We start from the raw sequence: 20,743 nt of genomic DNA, 5'->3' as shown, positions 1-20,743 counted from the left end.
CCTATGTCCGCTCAAATTATGAATACGCGTCCGGAATTCGACCGCGAGATCGTTGATATCGTTGACTATGTTATGAACTATAGCATCACGTCGAAAGTGGCGTACGACACCGCCCACTATTGTCTCCTCGACACCCTGGGCTGCGGTCTGGAAGCGCTGGAATATCCGGCCTGTAAAAAACTGCTGGGGCCAATTGTGCCGGGAACCGTGGTGCCAAACGGCGTCCGCGTACCGGGAACGCAGTTTCAGCTCGATCCTGTGCAGGCGGCATTTAACATTGGCGCGATGATTCGCTGGCTCGATTTCAACGACACCTGGCTGGCGGCCGAGTGGGGCCATCCGTCCGATAACCTTGGCGGTATTCTGGCGACGGCGGACTGGCTGTCGCGTAACGCCGTCGCCGCCGGAAAAGCGCCGTTGACCATGAAGCAGGTGCTGACCGGTATGATTAAAGCCCATGAAATTCAGGGCTGTATTGCGCTGGAGAATGCCTTCAACCGCGTGGGACTCGACCATGTGCTGCTGGTCAAAGTGGCCTCAACGGCGGTGGTGGCCGAAATGCTGGGGCTCACCCGCGACGAAATCCTTAATGCCGTGTCTCTGGCCTGGGTCGACGGGCAGTCTCTGCGCACCTATCGCCATGCGCCGAACACCGGGACGCGTAAGTCCTGGGCGGCGGGCGATGCCACCTCCCGCGCGGTACGTCTGGCGCTGATGGCGAAAACCGGCGAGATGGGCTATCCGTCGGCGCTGACCGCGAAAACCTGGGGTTTTTACGATGTCTCTTTCAAAGGCGAGTCGTTCCGCTTCCAGCGTCCGTACGGTTCTTACGTCATGGAAAACGTGCTGTTCAAAATCTCCTTCCCGGCGGAGTTTCACTCGCAGACGGCGGTTGAAGCCGCAATGACGCTTTATCAGAAAATGCAGGCAGCGGGTAAAACCGCCGCAGATATTGAGAAAGTGACCATTCGCACTCACGAAGCCTGCATTCGTATCATCGACAAGAAAGGCCCACTGAACAACCCGGCCGACCGCGACCACTGCATTCAGTACATGGTGGCGATCCCGTTGCTGTTCGGACGCCTGACGGCGGCGGATTATGAAGACGGCGTGGCGCAGGACAAGCGTATCGATGCCCTGCGCGAGAAGATGAGCTGCTGCGAAGATCCGGCCTTCACCGCCGACTATCACGACCCGGAAAAACGCGCCATCGCGAACGCCATCACCCTGACGTTTACCGACGGAACGCGCTTTGACGAAGTGGTCGTGGAATACCCGATCGGCCACGCGCGCCGTCGTAAAGACGGTATTCCGAAGCTTATCGAGAAATTCAAAATCAACCTGGCGCGCCAGTTCCCGTCCCGTCAGCAGCAGCGCATTCTGGAGGTCTCTCTGGACAGAAGCCGTCTTGAGCAGATGCCGGTCAATGAGTATATGGACCTCTATGTCATCTAAAGCGGCGTGCGATGAGGCGTAGGTTCACCAGGAGAACATCATGTCTTTTAGCGAATTTTATCAGCGTTCCATTGCGCAGCCGTCATCATTCTGGGCCGAACAGGCCCAGCGTATTGACTGGCAGCAGCCGTTTACACAGGCGCTTGATCACCATCATCCGCCGTTTGCCCGCTGGTTTTGCGGCGGTACGACCAATCTGTGCCACAACGCCATCGACCGCTGGCTGGATAAACAGCCGGATGCGCTGGCGCTGATCGCCGTCTCTTCTGAAACCGAAGAGGAGCGGACGTTTACCTTCCGTCAGCTGCATAATGAAGTGAATGTGGTGGCGTCGATGCTGCTGTCGCTGGGCGTGAAGCGCGGCGACCGGGTGTTGGTTTATATGCCGATGATTGCTGAGGCGCACATTACGCTGCTGGCCTGCGCACGCATTGGCGCTATCCACTCGGTGGTATTCGGCGGTTTTGCCTCGCACAGCGTGGCGGCGCGGATTGACGATGCCAGGCCGGTGCTGATTGTCTCGGCGGATGCCGGGGTTCGCGGCGGCAAAACCCTGCCGTACAAGACGCTGCTTGATGACGCCATCGCCCAGGCGCAGTATCCGCCGCGCCACGTACTGCTGGTGGATCGCGGGCTGGCGAAAATGCCGCGGGTTGCCGGGCGCGATCTCGATTTCGCCACCCTGTACCTGCAGCACCTCGGCGCGCAGGTACCGGTGACCTGGCTTGAGTCTAACGAAACCTCCTGCATTCTCTACACCTCCGGCACCACCGGAAAACCCAAGGGGGTCCAGCGCGACGTCGGCGGCTACGCGGTGGCGCTGGCCACCTCCATGGACACCATTTTTGGCGGCAAAGCCGGTGGGGTGTTCTTTTGCGCCTCGGATATCGGCTGGGTTGTTGGGCACTCCTATATTGTCTACGCCCCGCTGCTGGCGGGGATGGCGACCATTGTTTACGAGGGCCTGCCGACCTACCCTGACTGCAGCGTGTGGTGGAAAATCGTGGAGAAATATCAGGTCAACCGGATGTTCTCCGCGCCGACCGCCATCCGGATACTGAAGAAGTTCCCGACGGCGCAGATCCGCAACTACGATCTCTCCTCGCTGGAGGCGCTGTATCTGGCGGGAGAACCGCTGGATGAGCCCACCGCATCGTGGGTAACGCAGACGCTGGACGTTCCGGTTATCGACAACTACTGGCAGACCGAATCCGGCTGGCCAATTATGGCGATCGCCCGTGGGCTGGATGACAGGCCGTCGCGCCTTGGGAGCCCCGGCGTACCGATGTACGGTTACAACGTGCAGCTGCTCAATGAGGCGACCGGCGCGCCCTGCGGCGTCAACGAGAAAGGAATGCTGGCCATCGAAGGACCTCTCCCCCCCGGCTGTATTCAGACCATCTGGGGGGATGATTCACGTTTCATCAATACCTACTGGTCGCAGTTTTCACGCCAGATGTATGCCACTTTTGACTGGGGGATCCGCGACGCCGACGGCTATTACTTTATCCTCGGCCGCACGGATGATGTGATTAATGTCGCCGGACATCGGTTGGGTACGCGGGAGATAGAGGAGAGTATCTCCAGCCATCCGAATGTGGCTGAAGTGGCGGTCGTTGGGGTGAAAGACGTACTGAAGGGGCAAGTGGCGGTCGCGTTTGTCATCCCCAAACAGAGCGATACCCTGGAGGATAGCGATGTCGCGCACAGTGAAGAGCGCGCGATCATGGCGCTGGTGGATAGCCAGATAGGCCACTTTGGTCGCCCCGCTCACGTCTGGTTCGTCTCACAGCTGCCGAAAACGCGCTCCGGGAAAATGCTCCGGCGAACGATCCAGGCTATCTGCGAAGGCCGCGACCCTGGCGATCTGACCACCCTCGACGATCCCGCTTCGTTGCAGCAGATTCGTCAGGTAATTGCACCCACGGAATAAACCTGAACACAGCTCGTCCGGTGAGCGTACGCTCACCGGCGAGAACATGATCACCAGCGCAGTATGGGGCAGCCGGTGGCGGCCTGCAGCGCCTCAAACTCGACGCCGGGAGCCATCTCCACCAGACGCAGGCCATCGGAGGTGATATCCAGCACCGCGAGATCGCTGATGATGCGATCCACCACCCCGACTCCGGTCAGCGGCAAATCGCAGTTCGCCAGGATCTTGTGCGCCCCGTCCCTGGCGCAGTGCTCCATCAGCACCACCACCCGCTTGACGCCCGCCACCAGATCCATGGCGCCGCCCATGCCCTTGACCATCTTGCCCGGAATCATCCAGTTCGCCAGATCGCCCCGCGCCGAAACCTGCATCGCGCCGAGCAGCGCCAGGTCAATACGGCCGCCGCGGATCATGGCGAAGCTCTCGGCGCTGTCGAAGAAGCTGCTGCCGGGCAAGGTGGTGATGGTCTGCTTGCCGGCGTTGATAAGATCCGGATCCAGCTCGTCTTCGTCGGGGAAGGGGCCGATGCCGAGCAGGCCGTTTTCGCTCTGCAGCCAGACCTCCATACCATCAGGAATATGGTTGCCCACCAGGGTCGGCAAGCCGATCCCCAGGTTAACATAGAAGCCGTCCTGCAGCTCCAGAGCGGCGCGTTGCGCCATTTGTTCACGGTTCCAGGCCATATTATCCGTCCTTTCTCACTGTTCGCACTTCGATATTCTTCTCTGGATGAGGGTTCAGGACGAGCCGCTGCACATAGATACCGGGCAGATGGATCTCGTCCGGCGCCAGTTCGCCGACCTCGACTATCTCCTCCACCTCGGCCACGCAGACCCGCCCCGCCCTGGCGCAGAGCGGGTTGAAGTTGCGCGCCGTCTTGTTGAACATCAGGTTGCCCGCCTTGTCTGCCCTGGCGCCTTTGATCAGCGCCAGATCGGCGGTCAGGGACAGCTCCATCACATACCATTCGCCGTCGAACTGACGGGTCTCCTTGCCCTCGGCTACCAGGGTGCCGTAGCCGGTGCGGGTGAAGAAGGCGGGGATCCCCGCCCCGCCCGCCCGCAGCTTCTCGGCCAGGGTGCCCTGGGGGGTGAACTCCAGCGCCAGCTCGCCGGCCAGGTACTGACGTTCGAACTCCTTGTTTCCCCCCACGTAGGAGGAGATCATCTTTTTGATCTGACGGCTGTACAGCAGCGGCCCCAGACCAAACTCATCCACCCCGCAGTTGTTGCTGATAATGGTAAAACCCTGCTTGCCCGTCTCGCGTAGCGCCTTGATCAGCAGCTCGGGGATGCCGCACAGGCCGAATCCGCCCGAGGCGATGGTGATACCGTCCTGTACCAGATCCGCGAGGGCCGCGTGGGCATTGGGATAAACCTTGTTCATTGATGCCTCTCCTGTGGTTCGTCTACTTGCCCGACAGTCATCGTGCGGTTCCTTTCATCATTCGGTTCATGTCCGCGCCTGCGTGGTGTGGGTACCGACGCCAGGTTCGCGCACAGCAGGCAGCGGTGAATCACTCTCCAGCCTGGCTATGTCTTTGTGATAGTGGCGCCTGGCATAGAAGAAGACGGCGGCCACCACGATGCTGACCAGCGGCACCAGCCGGAAGGCGTTATTCAGGCCGATGAGGTCGGAGACCCGTCCGGTGATGAAGGGGCCGGGGGCCAGCCCGAGCAGGTTGTTGGCCAGGGTCAGGGTGGCAAAAGCCGTGCCGTGCACGCTGGCGCGGGTCAGGTTGGCGACCATCGCGCCCGCCGGGCCCGAGGTGCCGGTGGCGATGAACATGCCGAGGCAGATAAGGATCAGCTGCAGCATGCCGGTCGGCAGGGCGAATGCCAGCGACAGCAGAGCGCAACTGCTGAGGCTGTAGAAGATGGCCAGGCTTATCTTGCGATCCGGCCGATCCCGGCACAGCCTGTCGCTCAGGACGCCGCAGAGGATCATCCCGGCGCCGCTGCACAGCACGATGACGGCGGCTACGCTCCCCGCCTTATCCGTGCCCATGTCGTAATAGCGGTTGAGGTAGCTCGGCATCCAGACGATGACGGTCCCGCCGACAAACAGCTGCAAGCCGCTGCCAATATAGGCCGAAATCACGGAGCGGCTGGAATAGAGGGTACGCAGCGACTTGCTGTAGACCTCGGGGGCAGGACGCGCTACGCCCCCCACCGGCGAAATGCGCGCTTCCTTGACGATAATGGGATAGAGCGCCGCCAGCAGCAGGCCGAACAGCGCCATGCCAGCAAAGGCCAGCCGCCAGCCCAGCAGAGAGGCCAGCACGCCCCCGGAAGCCATGCCCAGCACAGAGCCAAACATGCCGCCGGAGATAAAAGCGGCTGACAGGGTAGCCCGCATATCCCGCGGGAAGACGGAGACCACCACGGCGATCCCGACGCTGCCATAGGCGGCCTCCCCTACGCCGACCAGGAAGCGGGCGGCGAACATCTGTTCGTAGCTCTGGGCCACGGCGCAGCCCAGGGTCGCCAGGCTCCACAGCATGGCCATCAGCGTCAGGCTCTTCACCCGGCCGAAGCGATCCGCCAGCAGGGAGAGCGGGAAGGTCAACAACCCGACCATCAGCGCCACTATGCCGCTGAGCAGGCCAAGCTGAGTATCCGTGAGCGCCCATTCGCCCTTGAGCATGGGGAAGACGGCGTTGAGCACCTGACGCGACATATAGTCGGAGATCAGCAGCCCAAAGGTCAGCGCAAAGACGACCCAGGCATAACGGCGCGAAACGGTAACGTTGCTTGCTTCGTCATCGTTGTTGATATGATACGTAGCCATAAAGCCCCTTATTCATCTACCTGCGGCGCATAGCGCTCAGGACAACGACCTTTTTGCGAACCGTGCCCGTCAGGCCGCCCCATCCGCTGTGGTGGGGCGGCACGCCTCGTTTAGCCGCGTTGCGGCACGCCTTTCTCGCCAGCCCTGCGGTTCGGCGCCATGCCGTTGGCCTGCAGGGTCTGTTCGATACTGTCGTACTGAACGCCGATACGATAGATGGCGCGCGCCTCCTTGCCGTTCGCCACCTCGCGACCCAGCTCGTGCGCTACCCGCACGCACTGCTGGATCTGCTCGACCGAGCTCATGCGCTGACCGTGCTGGCCAATGATGGTGTCCTCGATGCCGCAGCGCGGGTGCAGACCCATGGCCATGGCCATCATGTTGAACGGCAGCACGTTCTTGAGCAGGGATTCTGCGGTCAGAGTGCAGCCATCAGGCGCCCGCTGGACGAAGTTCATGAAGTTGTACGGATTGGGGCCATCGAAACCGCCGCCGATGCCGATCCAGGTCAGGTTAAGCGGGCCCATATAGATACCCTTGCGCACCAGTCGCTCCAGGGTTTCGAAGGCGTGCATACCGGTCAACTGGAAGTGCGGCTGGATGCCATGGGCCTGCAGACGTCTGAGGTGCTCTGCCACCCAGGCCGGACCCGCCGGCACCGTCATCTCGCTGTAAGCGGCCTGCAAGCCCGGGTTGGCCAGGGAGGTGCCTTCCAGGTATTCCGGGTAGAGCAGCTCCATAATGTTCATCTGGGTGGTGTTAATGGCGACCGTGACCTGATCCGGCTTCGGCGTCAGCTCGGCCAGCATGTGGCGGGTGTCGTCCGACAGCCACTTGGCCGCCTCGCCCTCGCTTTCCGGGGCGAAGGAAATGGAGCCGCCGACCTGGATTATCATGTCCGGCACGGCCTTGCGCACCCCGGCTATCAGCTCGTTGAACTTGGACAGGCGCTTGGAGCCTGTACCGTCCAGTTCACGCACATGCAGGTGCAGCACGGTCGCGCCAGCTTCGTAGCAGTCCACCGCCTTCTGGATCTGCTCCCCCATGGTGACCGGGATGTCTTCCGGGAAGTCTTCCGGCGCCCACTCCGGGCCGTAAGGGGCCACGGTGATCACGATCTTTTCCATGTTCTCCGGGTGCAGGGAATCGTCAAAAAATTGCATCTATTCTCTCCTTGCAAGGGTCTTGATGAGTCGTTGGTCCACCCGGACCGCTTCGCCCGGAGTGGAGGTTCACTTTAGAAGGGCCTGTCGCCCATGATCCCAGCCCGCTCCATCTTGCGGTGGCAGGCCGGGTAGTCCATGGCGGCATAGTGCTGGGTGCTGCGGTTGTCCCAGATGGCTATGCTGCCGGGCTGCCAGCGCCAGCGCACCTGGTATTCAGGAAGGTAGGCCTGGCTTATCAGATAGCGCAGCAGGTCGCTGCTGCCCATGTTGTAGTCCTGCCCGTAGCGAATATGCTCCGGGGTATGGTAGTTGCTGAAGTGCGTAGTGAAGGCGTTGACGAACAGGATCTTCTCATCCGTGTCCGGGTGGGTACGCACCACCGGGTGCTCCGCGTCGGGGAACTGCGCCTTGAGCGCCAGCCGCTGCTCGATGGGTTTGACCGCCCCGAAGCTGGCCTCCAGACTATGGTAGGCGCGCAAGCCTGCTATCTTCTGTTTGACCTCCTCCGGCAGGTTCTGGTAGGCCACCACCATGTTGGCCCAGAGCGTATCTCCCCCCACCTGCGGGCTTTCGACGCAGCGCAACACGCACCCCATCGGAGGTTTTTCGCGCCAGGTCGCATCGGTGTGCCAGGCATTTTCATAGCGCTCATTCACCACGTCCGGCGTTTTGTAGATACGCACCAGACCGGGGTGGTCCGGATCGCTGCCCACCACCGGATGATCCTCCAGCTCGCCGAACAATCGGGCAAAGGCGACGTGTTCGGCACGGCTGATCTCCTGCTGGCGCAGGAACAGGACCCGGTGTTTGAGCAGCTGCGCGCGGATCTCGGTAAACAGGCCCGCATCGTGAATGGCGTCGGCCAGACGAACACCGCTCAGCTCAGCGCCGATATGGCAGGTCAGTTGTTCTACACGCATGTCATGCCCCCTGGATGACAAAGATCGATGAGCCCGTGGTCTTGCGCGATTCGAGATCGCTGTGGGCCTTCACCGCGTCCTGCAGTGCGTATTTTTGGTTGATATCAATCCGGATCCGCCCGCTGCCGACGTGGTCGAACAGCTCGGCGGCCAGGGCCGCCTTCTCGGCCGGATCGGCGATGTAGTCGGCCAGCGCCGGGCGGGTCAGATGGAGCGACCCCTTCATCGCCAGCAGCACAGGATCGAACGGCGGGATGGGGCCGGACGCGGTGCCGACGCAGACCATCAGGCCGCGACGCCTGAGCGAGTCCAGCGAGCCCATGAAGGTATTCTTACCGACGCTGTCGAACACCACGTTGACGCCGGCGCCTTCGGTCAGGGTACGCACGCGCTGGGCCACATCTTCATGGCTGTAGTTGATGGTGTAATCACAGCCATGGGCGCGGGCCACCTCGGCTTTCGCCTCGCTTGAGACGGTGCCGATCACGGTCAGGCCGAGCAGCCTGGCCCACTGAGCCACAATAAGGCCGACGCCCCCGGCGGCGGCGTGCAATAAGATGCTGTCGCCGGGCCTGAAGTTATAGATACGGCGCAGCAGATAGGCAGAGGTCAGCCCGCGCATGGTCATGGCGGCGGCCGTCTCGAAGGTGATGTCGTCGGGCAGCTTGATGAGCGGAGCGGCCGGGATCAGCCGCTCAGTCGCATAGGCGCCGAGGGTATTGAGGAACCCTGTGTAGGTGACACGATCGCCTACCGCCACGTTCGTCACCCCCGCGCCGATAGCCTCCACGACCCCGGCCGCCTCGACGCCCATGCCGCTCGGCAACGGAATCGGATAGGTGCCATTGCGGAAATAGGTGTCGGCATAGTTCAGACCGACGGCGACCTGACGCAGGCGAACCTCGCCCGGGCCTGGCTCTCCGACCGTGACGTCTTCGTAGCGCAGTACCTGCGGCCCCCCGGTCTCATAAAAGCGTATGGCTTTGGCCATCTCTGTTCTCCAACTCGTCTTCGATGTGAGCAAAATGCCTCGTACCGAATTGAATCTAGGAGGTTACGTAAACCTGCGCTTTTCATCGGGCGACAGCCGCTTTTCATCTCGTGACGATAGCTGCGCATTCATTGCTTTAGCCGGGATAACGACCGTCAGAATGTCTGTTTATAAAATGACAATCAGTTGAATTTAATGAAAAAAAATCGGCGGGGTCATGCAATGACCCGCACCGATTCATTGGTGGCGGAAGGTATTGATTCTGCAGGCGCTGACCTTATCCGGTTAATGCGGCAGCCCCCCTCAGAGGTCCTCGCCCCTGTTGCTGATTTCGATTTCCCGGATCAGCCGCTTGTTGATCTTGCCGACGCTGGTTTTGGGAATTTCCGGGACAATCCGGATCTGCCGGGGAATAGCCCATTTATTGATGTGGCCGCTGTCGACGAACCCTTGCAGATGCGCCGCAACGGCCTGCGGCTCCAGGAACGCCCCCTCCTTACAAACCACCAGCGCCAGGGGGCGTTCGCCCCACTGCTCGTCCGGGATCCCGACGACGGCCACCGACCTGACCGCCGGGTGCGAGCTGATGAGGCTCTCCAGCGTCAGCGAGCTAATCCACTCCCCGCCCGTCTTGATAACGTCCTTGATGCGATCTTTGATCTCCACTATCCCAGAGGGATCGATGGACGCCATGTCGCCGGTGTGCAGCCAGCTGCCGCTCCATAGCTCGGCCCCTTTTTCGGGCTCCTTCAGATAGCCCTGGGTCAGCCAGGGCGCCCGCACCACAATCTCGCCCAGGGTCTCGCCATCCTGCGCCACCTCCCGGCCTTCGCCATCGACGATGCGCAGATCCACCAGCGGGACGGGCAGACCGGTCCGGATCCGCAGGGGCAGCTGCTCGTCCATGGGCAGGGCCAGCTCTGCATCGCTCAGGTGGGTCAGACAGAGCAGCGGGCAGGTCTCCGACATGCCGTACCCGGCGTGGATGCGAATCCCCCTGCGGTGTGCCTGTGTCGCAAGCCCAAGGGACAGCGAGCTGCCGCCCAGCAGCATCTTCCATCCCGACAGGTCGGTCCGCGCGGCTTCGCCGCATTCGAGGATCATCTGCAGGATGGTCGGCACGCAGTGCGAAAAGGTCACCCCTTCGTCGCGATAGAGCCGCACCAGCTTGTCGGGCTCATAGCGGCCAGGGTAGACCTGCTTCACCCCCAGCATCGTCGCCACATAGGGAACGCCCCAGGCGTGGACGTGGAACATGGGAGTGATCGGCATGTAGACATCATTCGAACGCAGCAGCGACTGCCCGTCGTGGGCCGCCAGCAGGCCCAGCTCGTTGAGGGTGTGCAGCACCAGCTGGCGATGGCTGAAGTAGACCCCTTTGGGGTTGCCCGTGGTGCCCGTGGTGTAGAACAGGGTAGCCATCGAGTTTTCATCGAAATCAGGGAAATCGAAGCGATCCTCCGCCGCGGCCAGCAGAGTCTCATACTCCCCCAGCACCGGCAGGCGGGTCGCCTTCCCGCCGTCGTCGCTGAGCTGGATATAGCCCCGGACGGTGGTCAGCGTCTCCTCCAGCGATTCGATCACCGGCAGGAAGTCGTCGTGCACCAGCACCAGGTGATCCTCGGCATGATTCATGGTGTAGGCGATTTGATCCGCCGAAAAGCGGACGTTGACCGTGTGCAGAACGGCGCCCAGCATGGGCACGGCGAAGAAGCATTCGAGGGCGCGATGGCTGTCCCAGTCCAGCAGGGCGACGGTGTCGCCGGGCCTGACGCCAGCTGCCGTCAGCATGTTTGCCAGGCGGTGGATGCGCTGCCTGAGAGTGCGATAGTCGTAACGCAGCCTGTCGGCGTAGACGATTTCTCCCCCTGGGTGATAACGCCCGCCCGACAGCAGCAGGCTCTTGATCAGCAGCGGATAAGCATGAGCTCCCTGCGCTGACGGTATGATTCTGGTCTTCACCATGCAGGTTCCTCTTTGACTTATTGTTTGCCCGGTATGACGTCCATAGCGTCGAGACGCCGCACCAGCTCCAGCCCCTGAGGCCAGGGTCCGAAGCCGCTCGCCGGATTGAGGTGGCCGACGGCGCCCAGCTCGACAAGCTCGCTGCCCCAGCCGGTGGCCATGGCGCGCACCGCGTCGGCGCTGGCCAGGGGATCGTTGCTGCTGACGGCCACCAGGCTTCGAAACGGCAACCGCGTGCGCGGCAGCGGGTACCAGCCGCCGGCCTGCAGGGTCTCCTGGCTCGGGTACTGGGCCGGCCAGCTGGCGTAAAGATCCGGAGGGGTGACCAGCAGGGCCCCTTTGATTTGGTGCTGATGCTGCTGCGCCCAGTGCACCGTCATCAGTACACCGGCGCTGTGCGCAACCAGGATCACCGGACCGTCGATCTGCGCCAGCGCCTGGGCAATGGCCTCAACGCGAGCCCGGCAATTGAGCTTGTCCTCGGTCAGGGGAGGCACTGAACGCACTCTGGCCAGGCTGGCCGCCAGATGCGTCTGCCAATGTTCTGCCACATGATCGCGCAATCCGGGAACGATCAGCACTGTAGCCTTGGTATGCAATTTATCCATGTGACTTTCCTTGCTCTCCAGACGGCCCGGCTAAAGGCCAGCGCCTCAAGCGCAACAGTAAAGCCCCAACATTCAGGCCGCTTAACTTTTGACGCCATCGATTTGTCATTTTACGACACGGGCAGGCAAAACTAAGGCCCGCGCCAGCCCTACCCCACCGCCTGAAAAAAGGGAAGCACCAATGTTGCAAAACGAAGATAAAATACTTTCCATTTTGTTACATGACTGCTAATTAAATGTTAATCGATTATTTGCGACACAGATTAATCACCTAAGGAAGCTGCACGATGACTGTCTTAGCCAGAGCCGCCATCCTCACCAATTATCTGGACGTCACCCGTCAACTCGGCCTTAATACCCAGCACTTATTAGCGCAGGTGGGGCTCAGTACTTCTATCCTGGATATGCCTAATCAGCGCATCCCTGTCTCCACCGCCATTAAGCTTATCGAGCATTCTGCCCTCATCAGCGGGTGCGATACCCTGGGCCTGCGGATGGCGGAACATCGTCAGCTGTCGGATTTTGGCGAGATAAGCCTGCTGCTCAGTCACCTGCCCACCCTGCGCGATGCGCTGCAGGGAATAGTGCAGTATCGCCACCTGTGCAATGACTCGCTGGCCATCTTCATTGAGGAAGCGGGTAAGACGGTCATCATTCGCGAGGAGGTGATCACCGATCTTCCCACCTCGTCACGCCATGCCGCCGAGCTGGCGGTCGGCGTCATGTACCGCTTCTGCGCCGCTCAGGTCGGCGTTGGCGCAAACTGGCGCCCCATCAGCGTCCACTTCACCCACCCTGCGCCGACGGATCTTTCCGTCCACAAACGCCTGTTCGGCTGCAAGGTGGAGTTTGGCAGCGAATTTAATGGCATTGTCTGTCAGGCTGCCGATCTGGACATTGCCAACCCGCTGGCCAACCCGGCCATGGCGCGCCACGCGCGCAACTACCTCGACTCCCTGCTGGTGGAAAGCCGCCAGTCCCTGATGTTCGACGTGCGCAAGTCGCTCTACCTGCGCCTGCCCATGGGCCGCGCCACCATAGAGCAGATCTCCCTCACCCTGGGGATGAATGTGCGTACCCTGCAACGCCATCTGGAGGAGAGCGGCGCCACCTTCAGCGAACTTATCAATGAGGTACGGCGCGATCTGGTGATCCGTTACCTGCAAAATCCAGGCTACTCCCTTGGCCACATCGCCGACATGCTCGGCTACTCCATGCCCAGCTCCTTCACCCGCTGGTTCAGCGCCCAGTTCGGTATGCCGCCCGCGACCTGGCGCTCCCGCCACAGCATCGTGCCGCGGGTCGTCCAGACAGCAACGGGAGCTTTATATTTGACACCTGAATAACAGGGAGCGGAGATTAATGAAAAGTGAAGATGACCGAATGGTCCGGTCTGATGGGTTTTGAGCGTGCAGATAACGCCCTATCCGGTGCCGTATGTCTGATTTATGCGTTGCCAGACTTAGCGAAGCCACACGGATGTCATCCTTATTTAGCAACAAATGGATGCTAGCCGGAATATCATTACGTCAATCCTTATCCACTCTGCACACCCGATTTCGCCCCTCTCGTTTAGCGCGATACAACCCCCGGTCTGCCCTATCAAGGGCAACTTTGATACCGTCACTGACATCCAGTTCGTCGGGCATTATTTGAGTAAGGCCAAAGCTCGCGGTGAACTGAATCTTGCGACCATGAAAATCAATGCTCTGATTAGCGAAACTGGCACGGATATGCTCGGCCACTACACCAGCCTCCTCAAGTTCTGTGGATAGCATAACCACCACAAACTCCTCCCCTCCCACTCGTGCGATAATATCCCCTTCCCTGACCAACCCCGGTAATAGTTGCCCTATACACCTGAGCACTTCATCCCCAACGCTATGACCATAATAGTCATTAATCCTTTTGAAATGGTCCAGATCGATGCTTAAAACACTCAAAGGTTGTCGCTTGCGCTGTGCTGTACGACAAGCCCACTGCACACGTTCATTAAAATGACGGCGATTGGCCAACCCCGTCAGCGCATCATACATAGCTTCCTGAATAAGCTGCTGGCGTTGTAAGAAGTTGGTATGCATATAATTCAACAAGAGCCATTGCGTCGTCGCCATAACGACCAGCGCTATAATCGAGCACAGGACCTGAATATACCAACCGTACAGGATTTCGTGCTCAGCCAACCCTACAGCCATCACCCATTCATGATTGCTTAAATTGAGAAATACGCCCATGCGTGGGGTACCATCAACTGGTGATCTGTATTCATGCGCCCGGGCCGAATCGGCGGCATATTGCATTACCTGGCTGAGATAAGGATTGAAATGGGGTAACTCCTGATCGGTACCTGCCCCCACCCGAGTCAGTTGAATTCTATTACTACGATCGAGTACCGCCATTGCCCCACCAGCGCCGAGATAAAAACCTTTGCGCTCAAGTTTGCGAAACATCTCAATCATTGACCGAGAGTCAAAATACCCGAGGACGCCCCCCAGAAAACGTCCTGTAAGGTCGCGTACTGCATGGTACATCACAAACCCATGCATATTTAGATCGGTACCTTTACTTTGCCAATATAGCAGACGATCATTTTCCTCCTTGAGTCGTAGGTTTTTGAATAAAGGCCGCTCCCGAAAGCTGAGCTCAGCGAGCGTGGTTTCGCTGAACACCTTTTTAAGCGGAAAAAGAGCACAACTGGCAACAAAATCACCTTTATCATTAAACACTACCACACCATCCAACCACTCACGCTTTAGCTCTTCTTCAAGGAACGATGTTGCATTTTCTGGCGTGACTGTATGGTTCAACAGAATAGCATTGCCGATGACGCGTATCTGATAACGCATTGCATCCTGAGTAATTTCAAAGTTTTCTGCTTCCAGCAACGTGGTATTACGTAATATGCGAGCAGCTTCGCCTTTAATATAGGTATATTGATAAACAAGATAACCGACAAGAAGCATGGCTTGTAAAATAACAAGAATCAAAAGCAAACCCTGTTTTGCTCTTAAACTCAAGCGATTGTAGAAGGAGATATTTTTTTCGCCCAGCACACTTTTCCTGCCTTATTTAATTCACATAATTGACGGCATGGCTTTTTTCACGCACATCAAAAAATCACTAATAAACATAAATATGTTTTTTGCTCTACGAAATAAATAATCTATCTTTATGATAAACGCACTGGATAATTAATATCTCTTGCTGCTCACTCATCATGTTACCAGCAACAGATTAAGGGGGGGAATATAGGTCCCATTCACCTCCATCAGCACTAGGCTTCTGGCGATAAAGTCCAATCCAACAAATGTAAAGGCGCTGTCAAATTTCACAGATGATAACATGCACACCCCCTCACATAAATATTACTAACCATTACCACCATTCCTAGTCAGATTCAACATGGATAAAATAGAGTAAAATATCACGAACAAATAAAAAAGCAGCATAAGATAAACAAAAGAACGATACAAAATTTATAAAAAATCAACCTAAGACATTAAGAACGCATTATACATCAATTGTTATGCAATAATAAAATATTCATAATTCGCAAACAGTGACAACCATAGGCTATGTGATTAACGACCTCAAATATACATTTTAGTGATATAAATTGATTGCTATATTCATGGGGGGGGTTATTAATTAAATCCAACATCGATTAAACCACTCCCTGCTGATAGATTTTCAGGTACCTCCCCCCTCTGTAAGTACACCCGTTTTAGTTCCACGCACTTTTTGAGATTTCCGGATTTTCGGCCATCAGTCGGTACTCTTCCGGCGTTAGATTATTCAGGGATTCATGAGGCCGCTCACTGTTATATTCAGCCAGCCAGCGCTCTGTGATTTCCCGCGCTTCATTCAGGGTCCTGAACAGATAAAAATACAGGATTTCTGTCCGGTACGTCCGATTGAACCGCTCAATAAACGCATTCTGCGTATGTTTACCCGGCCTGATAAATTCCAGCATCACCCCGTGTTCCTCCGCCCACTGAGCCAGAGCCAGCGATACCCGTTCTGGCCCGTTATCCATTCGCATCTTCAGTGGATATCCGCGATTCGCCACTCTCCTCTCGAGCACTCTCACGACTCGCTGCGCCGGGATATTCAGGTCGATTTCTATTGCAAGAGCCTCGCGGTTAAAGTCATCCACCACATTGAAGGTCCGGAAGCGTCTGCCACACACCAGCGCATCGTGCATAAAATCGATGGACCAGCTCTGATTAAGTGCCTCAGGTGTTGCCAGCGGCGTAGGGTTTCGTACCGGCAGACGCTGCTTGCCTTTGCGGCGAAAATTCAGTTTAAGCAGGCAGTAAATCCGGTGAACACGCTTATGATTCCAGGCGTTACCCTGCCTGCGCAGCACCTGAAACAGTTTCTTAAAACCGTATCGCGGATAGCGTTCTGCCAGTTCAGTCAACGCCAGGATCACCGGTTCATCGCGCCGGGTATCGGGCTGATAAAAATACACCGTCCTGCTCAGCGATAATGTCCTGCATGCCTGGCGGACGCTCATAGCAAACTGTGCCGTCAGATAGCTGACGAGTTCCCGCTTTACCGCTGGTTTTAAAGCTTTTTTTTCGATAACGTCTTTCAGTGCCCGACATTCAAGGCTGAGATCGGCAAATATCTGCTTCAGACGACGATTTTCGTCCTCAAGAGCTTTTATTTTTTTGATATCAGCGGCTTCCATCCCACCATATTTCGCCTTCCAGTTGTAGTAGCTGGCTTCCGAAATAGCGGCCTCGCGACACACATCTTTGACAATCCTGCCAGCTTCGACGGACTTCAGGACGGCGATGATCTGGTGCTCGGTGAAACGGATCTTACGCATAGCGATCTCCTCAGGGGACATATTCAGTATGTCGGAAGATCTCTAAAAGTGAATGGCACGATTATGCGGGATACTTACAGTCGTTAACCTCTACAGAGAGCCACAATGAAAAAACAACTGATTCCGTTACTGTTTACGCTGATCTCAGTCTCAGGCGCATCGTTTGCCGGTAGCATTACCGAGATCCGCTTTGGCGTCGACCCGACTTTTCCGCCATTTGAATCGAAAACCACCGATGGACATATCGTCGGTTTCGATATTGATCTCGGCAACGCCATCTGCCAAAAGCTGCAGGCTAAATGCAGTTGGGTAGAAAGTAATTTTGATGGCATCATCCCGGCGCTGAAGGCAAAAAAATTTGATGCCATTTTGTCGGCAATGTACGTTACCGAGAAGAGAAAAGAACAATTAACCTTCAGCGATAAGATTTATAGCGGTCCGATATTTGTCGTCGCCCGCAAAAATACCATTACGGCAACCGATGCCGGGGCGTTAAAGAACAAAACAATCGGTGTTGAACAGGGCTCGGTCCAGGAGACCTATGCCAATAAATACTGGAGAAATGCAGGGGTAAATGTTGTTGCCTACCAGGGGGCAGATCAGATTATTCCCGACCTCGAGTCCGGCCGTATTGATGCTGCCGCTCTGGCTGGCGTGATGGCAGAATACAGCTTCTTAAACAAAGAGCAGGGCAAAGACTTTACCTTTGTCGGCAATGCGTTACAGGATAAAACATTATTTACCAACGGCGACGCCATCGGCTTGAGAAAAGAAGACACCGAGCTTCAGCAGGCGATCAATGGCGCTATCGCACAAATAATTGCAGATGGCACGTATAAAAAACTAGCCGCTAAGTATTTTACGTTTGATATTTATGCCGGAAGCTGATTCCCGGAGGGCTTTGCTGGCTAAAGCGACAGGCTACCCATTAGCAGAAAACGACGCTACGATAGAAAAAGGGTAGCCGATAACGCCGATTAGCCGCAAAGCCCTCGCGCCATTCATTCGCCAGCTGTTGCATTCTCCCACCGCATCTCACCGATTTTCACCGACATTTTTTGCGACAGCAGATACAATGTCGCCACGGCGTTATCTCCTATTGCATTGATCCACCCACTCTCACGATATCAGGCAACTTACATGAAACAAATCACCCTCAGTGACCTGCAGCAACAGAGCGAAGCGGCGGCCAACGCGCCCCGTTTACGCGCACACCGTAATTTTCACCCGGACCTGAGCGACCCCGTCCAGCGTCTGGCGATCGCGATGGAACCTGGCACCTATATTCGCCCCCACCGCCATCCGCACACGTTCGAGCTGCTGATCCCGCTCAGCGGGCGCTTTGTGGTGCTGAATTTCGATGATAACGGCAACGTTACCCGCCGCGTCGTGCTGGGCGAAGAGTGCATGGCGCTGGAGATGGATGCCGGAACCTGGCACGCCGTCCTGTCGTTAGACCACGGCGGGGTGATTTTCGAAGTTAAGCACGGCGGCTATCAGCCGGTGACCGAGCCGGATTCCGCCCCGTGGGCGCCTGCAGAGGGTGAAGCCGGAACGGCTGAACTGATGGCATGGTATGCCAGAGCGCAGGTTGGCGACGGCGGCTTTACGCTCTAGTTTTACCGACGCGCCCGACGATAAAAGTGCCAGCGATCGAGGCTGGCACTTTCATTTTCCGGTCTAGCGCCTGCCGTCCCCAACCATAAAGCGCATAATCAACCCGCAGGCTGGCGCCAGGAAAAGGAACAGCCCCGTGACCATTTCCGCGCCGCCGGTCAGCCACGTAGTGAAATAATAGATAAACGCGACAAGGACGCTCATGCCGATAAAAGAAGTGACGGCTGACGCCACGCCCAGTACCTGACCTGTATAACCGCTTACGGAGAGAATACTGATTGAGAGAAAAACCCACAGGTAAATCATGGTCTTTACTCCTCTTTGCTGTAAGATTTCTCGTAAGCTCTTACACGCCTTGCTGTTTATATTTTAAGACAATTCCCAGACCGCTACCATTTTTCGACGCCGCTTCGCTGCCCGTCCGTCCCCTGCCGCTGGCACGCTTTTTCTCTCTTACCCTTTCTGTTAAAGCGGAAATTAACCCTAGTTTCAATAAGGTAATCGTATGAAGTTAACCCGGCGAATGGCGTTAGCCAGAGGCGAATTTATTACCCCCTGAAATTAATGTGTCGCCGAATCACGACACTCATAAGTAACTAAAAATTAATAAAAAAATCCCTCTTGCCTCGCCATTTTTTTAAGCGTACATTAGCGCCATCTGGAGCACAGAACGCACAGAATTCTGGGGTGATGCCAGCGCTGATAAAGGGGAGTTTCCTGACTCAATGCTGCAGGTGTCAGCCCGTAATGCTCGGTCAGAGCAAAGTTCGTTAGAGCGTATTAACAGATACGTGGAGTGGTGAGACGTGAAATATTTCTTTATGGGCATCTCTTTTATGGTCATCGTCTGGGCCGGTACCTTCGCCCTGATGATCTAACCCTGAGCATGCAAAAAAAAACAGGAGCCATTCGGCTCCTGTTTGCGTTTCCGGTCAGCGCTTTCCGCCGTAGGCTTATGGCAGCAGGCCGTCGGCGCGGAACATCGTTTTAATACCGCGCACGGCCTGACGAATACGGTCACGGTTTTCGATCAGCGCAAAACGCACATGCGTGTCGCCGTAGTCGCCAAAGCCAATCCCCGGCGATACGCAGACTTTTGCATCCTGCAGCAGCTTTTTCGCAAACTCCAGCGAGCCCATGGCGGCATACGGCTCGGGAATTTTCGCCCAGACGTACATGGACGCTTTCGGCATCTCAACCATCCAGCCCGCTTCATGCAGCCCCTTGACCAGCACGTCGCGTCGACGTTTGTACTGCGCGGCGATATCGTGCACGCACTGCTGGTCGCCTTCCAGCGCCGCAATCGCCGCCACCTGCAGCGGCGTAAAGGTGCCGTAGTCGTGGTAGCTCTTGATGCGCGCCAGCGCGTTAACCAGCACCGGGTTGCCGACCATAAAGCCGATACGCCAACCGGCCATATTGTAGCTTTTCGAGAGCGTGAAAAATTCAACCGCCACATCCCGCGCGCCGGGCACCTGCATAATAGAAGGCGCTTTCCAGCCGTCATACACGATGTCGGCGTAGGCCAGATCGTGAACCACCAGCACATCGTAACGTTTTGCCAGCGCCACCACCTTCTCAAAGAAATCCAGCTCGACGCACTGCGCGGTGGGGTTGGACGGAAAACCTAAGATCATCATCTTAGGCTTGGGGTAGCTTTCGCGTATCGCGCGCTCCAGCTCGTTGAAAAAATCAACGCCTTCGACCAGCGGAACGGAACGCACCTGCGCGCCGGCTATCACCGCGCCGTAAATATGGATGGGATAGCTTGGGTTTGGCACCAGAACGGTATCGCCATGATCGAGCGTTGCCAGCATCAGGTGCGCCAGTCCCTCTTTCGAACCGATAGTCACAATGGCTTCGGTTTCCGGATCGATATCGACCTCATAGCGGTCTTTATACCAGCGGGAAATAGCGCGACGCAGGCGCGGGATCCCACGCGATGTCGAATAACCGTGCGTATCAGGACGCTGGGCGACGGTGCAGAGCTTTTCCACAATATGCGGCGGCGTCGCGCCATCAGGGTTGCCCATACTGAAATCAATGATGTCTTCGCCGCGCCGACGCGCAGCCATCTTAAGTTCAGCCGTGATATTAAACACATAGGGAGGGAGGCGATCGATACGGGTAAAACGGCGTTCAGAGCTGAAGTCAGCCATAGGTTCCTCGACATTACGTTAGCGCCCGGACCGTCCGAGCGACGCTACCACATCGTGTGGCATGTCCAGAAAATAACCTGAAAAATTTCCTGCTGTCGAGAGGTAATCTGAAAAATAATTCACTGGCCTAAAAAGAGGAAGAACAGAAAGCGCGCTGCGCTGGTGAACAACCGATTATTGGTTTAAATTAACCAATTAAATAACATAATGATATCTTTTGGCTTACGAGAAAACCCTGACACATTCCATGACCCACACTGCCACGGTGAAAAGCTTTACAATCCCCTTTTAAAAACAGGGTT

At 57.1% G+C, this 20,743-nt stretch carries 18 protein-coding genes; 6 read left to right on the top strand and 12 right to left on the bottom strand.

What is annotated here, in order from left to right; genetic code table 11:
- Positions 1-3 precede the first annotated feature (3 nt).
- Together ENTCL_RS06875 and prpE are read left to right on the top strand one after the other, a co-directional pair.
- Complete coding sequence (locus ENTCL_RS06875; protein ID WP_013365387.1) at positions 4-1,455, top strand: bifunctional 2-methylcitrate dehydratase/aconitate hydratase; 1,452 nt, start codon at positions 4-6, stop codon at positions 1,453-1,455.
- Positions 1,456-1,495: 40 nt separating this feature from the next.
- Positions 1,496-3,388, top strand: coding sequence for a propionate--CoA ligase (gene prpE / locus ENTCL_RS06870; RefSeq protein ID WP_013365386.1), 1,893 nt, complete (start codon positions 1,496-1,498; stop codon positions 3,386-3,388).
- Between the two features lie 50 nt (positions 3,389-3,438).
- Here the strand turns inward: prpE and ENTCL_RS06865 are convergent, their stop codons facing one another.
- The 8 genes from ENTCL_RS06865 to ENTCL_RS06830 form a co-directional block, all read right to left on the bottom strand.
- Positions 3,439-4,071, bottom strand: a complete 633-nt coding sequence (locus ENTCL_RS06865) for a CoA transferase subunit B (RefSeq protein ID WP_013365385.1) — start codon at positions 4,069-4,071, stop codon at positions 3,439-3,441.
- Between the two features lies 1 nt (position 4,072).
- Positions 4,073-4,774, bottom strand: a complete 702-nt coding sequence (locus ENTCL_RS06860) for a CoA transferase subunit A (RefSeq protein WP_013365384.1) — start codon at positions 4,772-4,774, stop codon at positions 4,073-4,075.
- A gap of 66 nt (positions 4,775-4,840) precedes the next feature.
- The gene (locus ENTCL_RS06855) at positions 4,841-6,178 is read right to left on the bottom strand and encodes an MFS transporter (protein WP_013365383.1); all 1,338 of its coding nucleotides are present in this window, start codon (positions 6,176-6,178) and stop codon (positions 4,841-4,843) included.
- 110 nt (positions 6,179-6,288) lie between these two features.
- Complete coding sequence (locus tag ENTCL_RS06850; protein WP_013365382.1) at positions 6,289-7,341, bottom strand: beta-keto acid cleavage family enzyme; 1,053 nt, start codon at positions 7,339-7,341, stop codon at positions 6,289-6,291.
- A gap of 74 nt (positions 7,342-7,415) precedes the next feature.
- Entirely contained in the window at positions 7,416-8,264 is an 849-nt protein-coding gene (locus ENTCL_RS06845) for a TauD/TfdA dioxygenase family protein (RefSeq protein ID WP_013365381.1), read from the bottom strand.
- Position 8,265: 1 nt separating this feature from the next.
- Positions 8,266-9,255: a quinone oxidoreductase family protein gene (locus tag ENTCL_RS06840; protein ID WP_013365380.1), complete on the bottom strand. Its 990-nt coding sequence runs from the start codon at positions 9,253-9,255 to the stop codon at positions 8,266-8,268.
- Between the two features lie 303 nt (positions 9,256-9,558).
- The gene (locus tag ENTCL_RS06835; protein WP_013365379.1) at positions 9,559-11,220 is read right to left on the bottom strand and encodes a fatty acid--CoA ligase; all 1,662 of its coding nucleotides are present in this window, start codon (positions 11,218-11,220) and stop codon (positions 9,559-9,561) included.
- 17 nt (positions 11,221-11,237) lie between these two features.
- Positions 11,238-11,828 (bottom strand): RBBP9/YdeN family alpha/beta hydrolase, encoded by a 591-nt coding sequence (locus tag ENTCL_RS06830; RefSeq protein WP_013365378.1) that lies wholly within the window; start codon positions 11,826-11,828, stop codon positions 11,238-11,240.
- 287 nt (positions 11,829-12,115) lie between these two features.
- Between ENTCL_RS06830 and ENTCL_RS06825 the strand changes: the two genes are divergently transcribed.
- Entirely contained in the window at positions 12,116-13,174 is a 1,059-nt protein-coding gene (locus tag ENTCL_RS06825) for an AraC family transcriptional regulator (RefSeq protein ID WP_013365377.1), read from the top strand.
- A gap of 183 nt (positions 13,175-13,357) precedes the next feature.
- Here ENTCL_RS06825 and ENTCL_RS06820 read toward each other — a convergent pair whose 3' ends face one another.
- Together ENTCL_RS06820 and ENTCL_RS06815 are read right to left on the bottom strand one after the other, a co-directional pair.
- Positions 13,358-14,881: a sensor domain-containing diguanylate cyclase gene (locus ENTCL_RS06820; RefSeq protein ID WP_013365376.1), complete on the bottom strand. Its 1,524-nt coding sequence runs from the start codon at positions 14,879-14,881 to the stop codon at positions 13,358-13,360.
- 671 nt (positions 14,882-15,552) lie between these two features.
- A complete protein-coding gene (locus tag ENTCL_RS06815; RefSeq protein WP_013365374.1) occupies positions 15,553-16,665 on the bottom strand; it encodes an IS3 family transposase in 1,113 nt (370 codons plus the stop codon).
- Positions 16,666-16,770: 105 nt separating this feature from the next.
- On the opposite strand from ENTCL_RS06815, the gene ENTCL_RS06810 reads away from it, so the two are divergent.
- Entirely contained in the window at positions 16,771-17,553 is a 783-nt protein-coding gene (locus ENTCL_RS06810; RefSeq protein WP_013365373.1) for a transporter substrate-binding domain-containing protein, read from the top strand.
- Positions 17,554-17,805: 252 nt separating this feature from the next.
- The gene (locus ENTCL_RS06805) at positions 17,806-18,282 is read left to right on the top strand and encodes a WbuC family cupin fold metalloprotein (protein WP_013365372.1); all 477 of its coding nucleotides are present in this window, start codon (positions 17,806-17,808) and stop codon (positions 18,280-18,282) included.
- A 63-nt stretch (positions 18,283-18,345) separates the two neighbouring features.
- Here ENTCL_RS06805 and ENTCL_RS06800 read toward each other — a convergent pair whose 3' ends face one another.
- Positions 18,346-18,588 (bottom strand): YfdY family protein, encoded by a 243-nt coding sequence (locus tag ENTCL_RS06800; RefSeq protein ID WP_013365371.1) that lies wholly within the window; start codon positions 18,586-18,588, stop codon positions 18,346-18,348.
- A gap of 500 nt (positions 18,589-19,088) precedes the next feature.
- Here ENTCL_RS06800 and ypdK point away from each other — a divergent pair, with 500 nt between their 5' ends.
- A complete protein-coding gene (gene ypdK, locus ENTCL_RS23605) occupies positions 19,089-19,160 on the top strand; it encodes a membrane protein YpdK (RefSeq protein WP_010723117.1) in 72 nt (23 codons plus the stop codon).
- A 75-nt stretch (positions 19,161-19,235) separates the two neighbouring features.
- Here the strand turns inward: ypdK and alaC are convergent, their stop codons facing one another.
- A complete protein-coding gene (alaC, locus tag ENTCL_RS06795; RefSeq protein ID WP_013365370.1) occupies positions 19,236-20,441 on the bottom strand; it encodes an alanine transaminase in 1,206 nt (401 codons plus the stop codon).
- Positions 20,442-20,743 lie beyond the last annotated feature (302 nt).

It is taken from the genome of [Enterobacter] lignolyticus SCF1 (assembly GCF_000164865.1).
Taxonomy (GTDB): domain Bacteria; phylum Pseudomonadota; class Gammaproteobacteria; order Enterobacterales; family Enterobacteriaceae; genus Enterobacter_B; species Enterobacter_B lignolyticus.
This window is presented reverse-complemented; position numbering and strand designations above follow the sequence as displayed.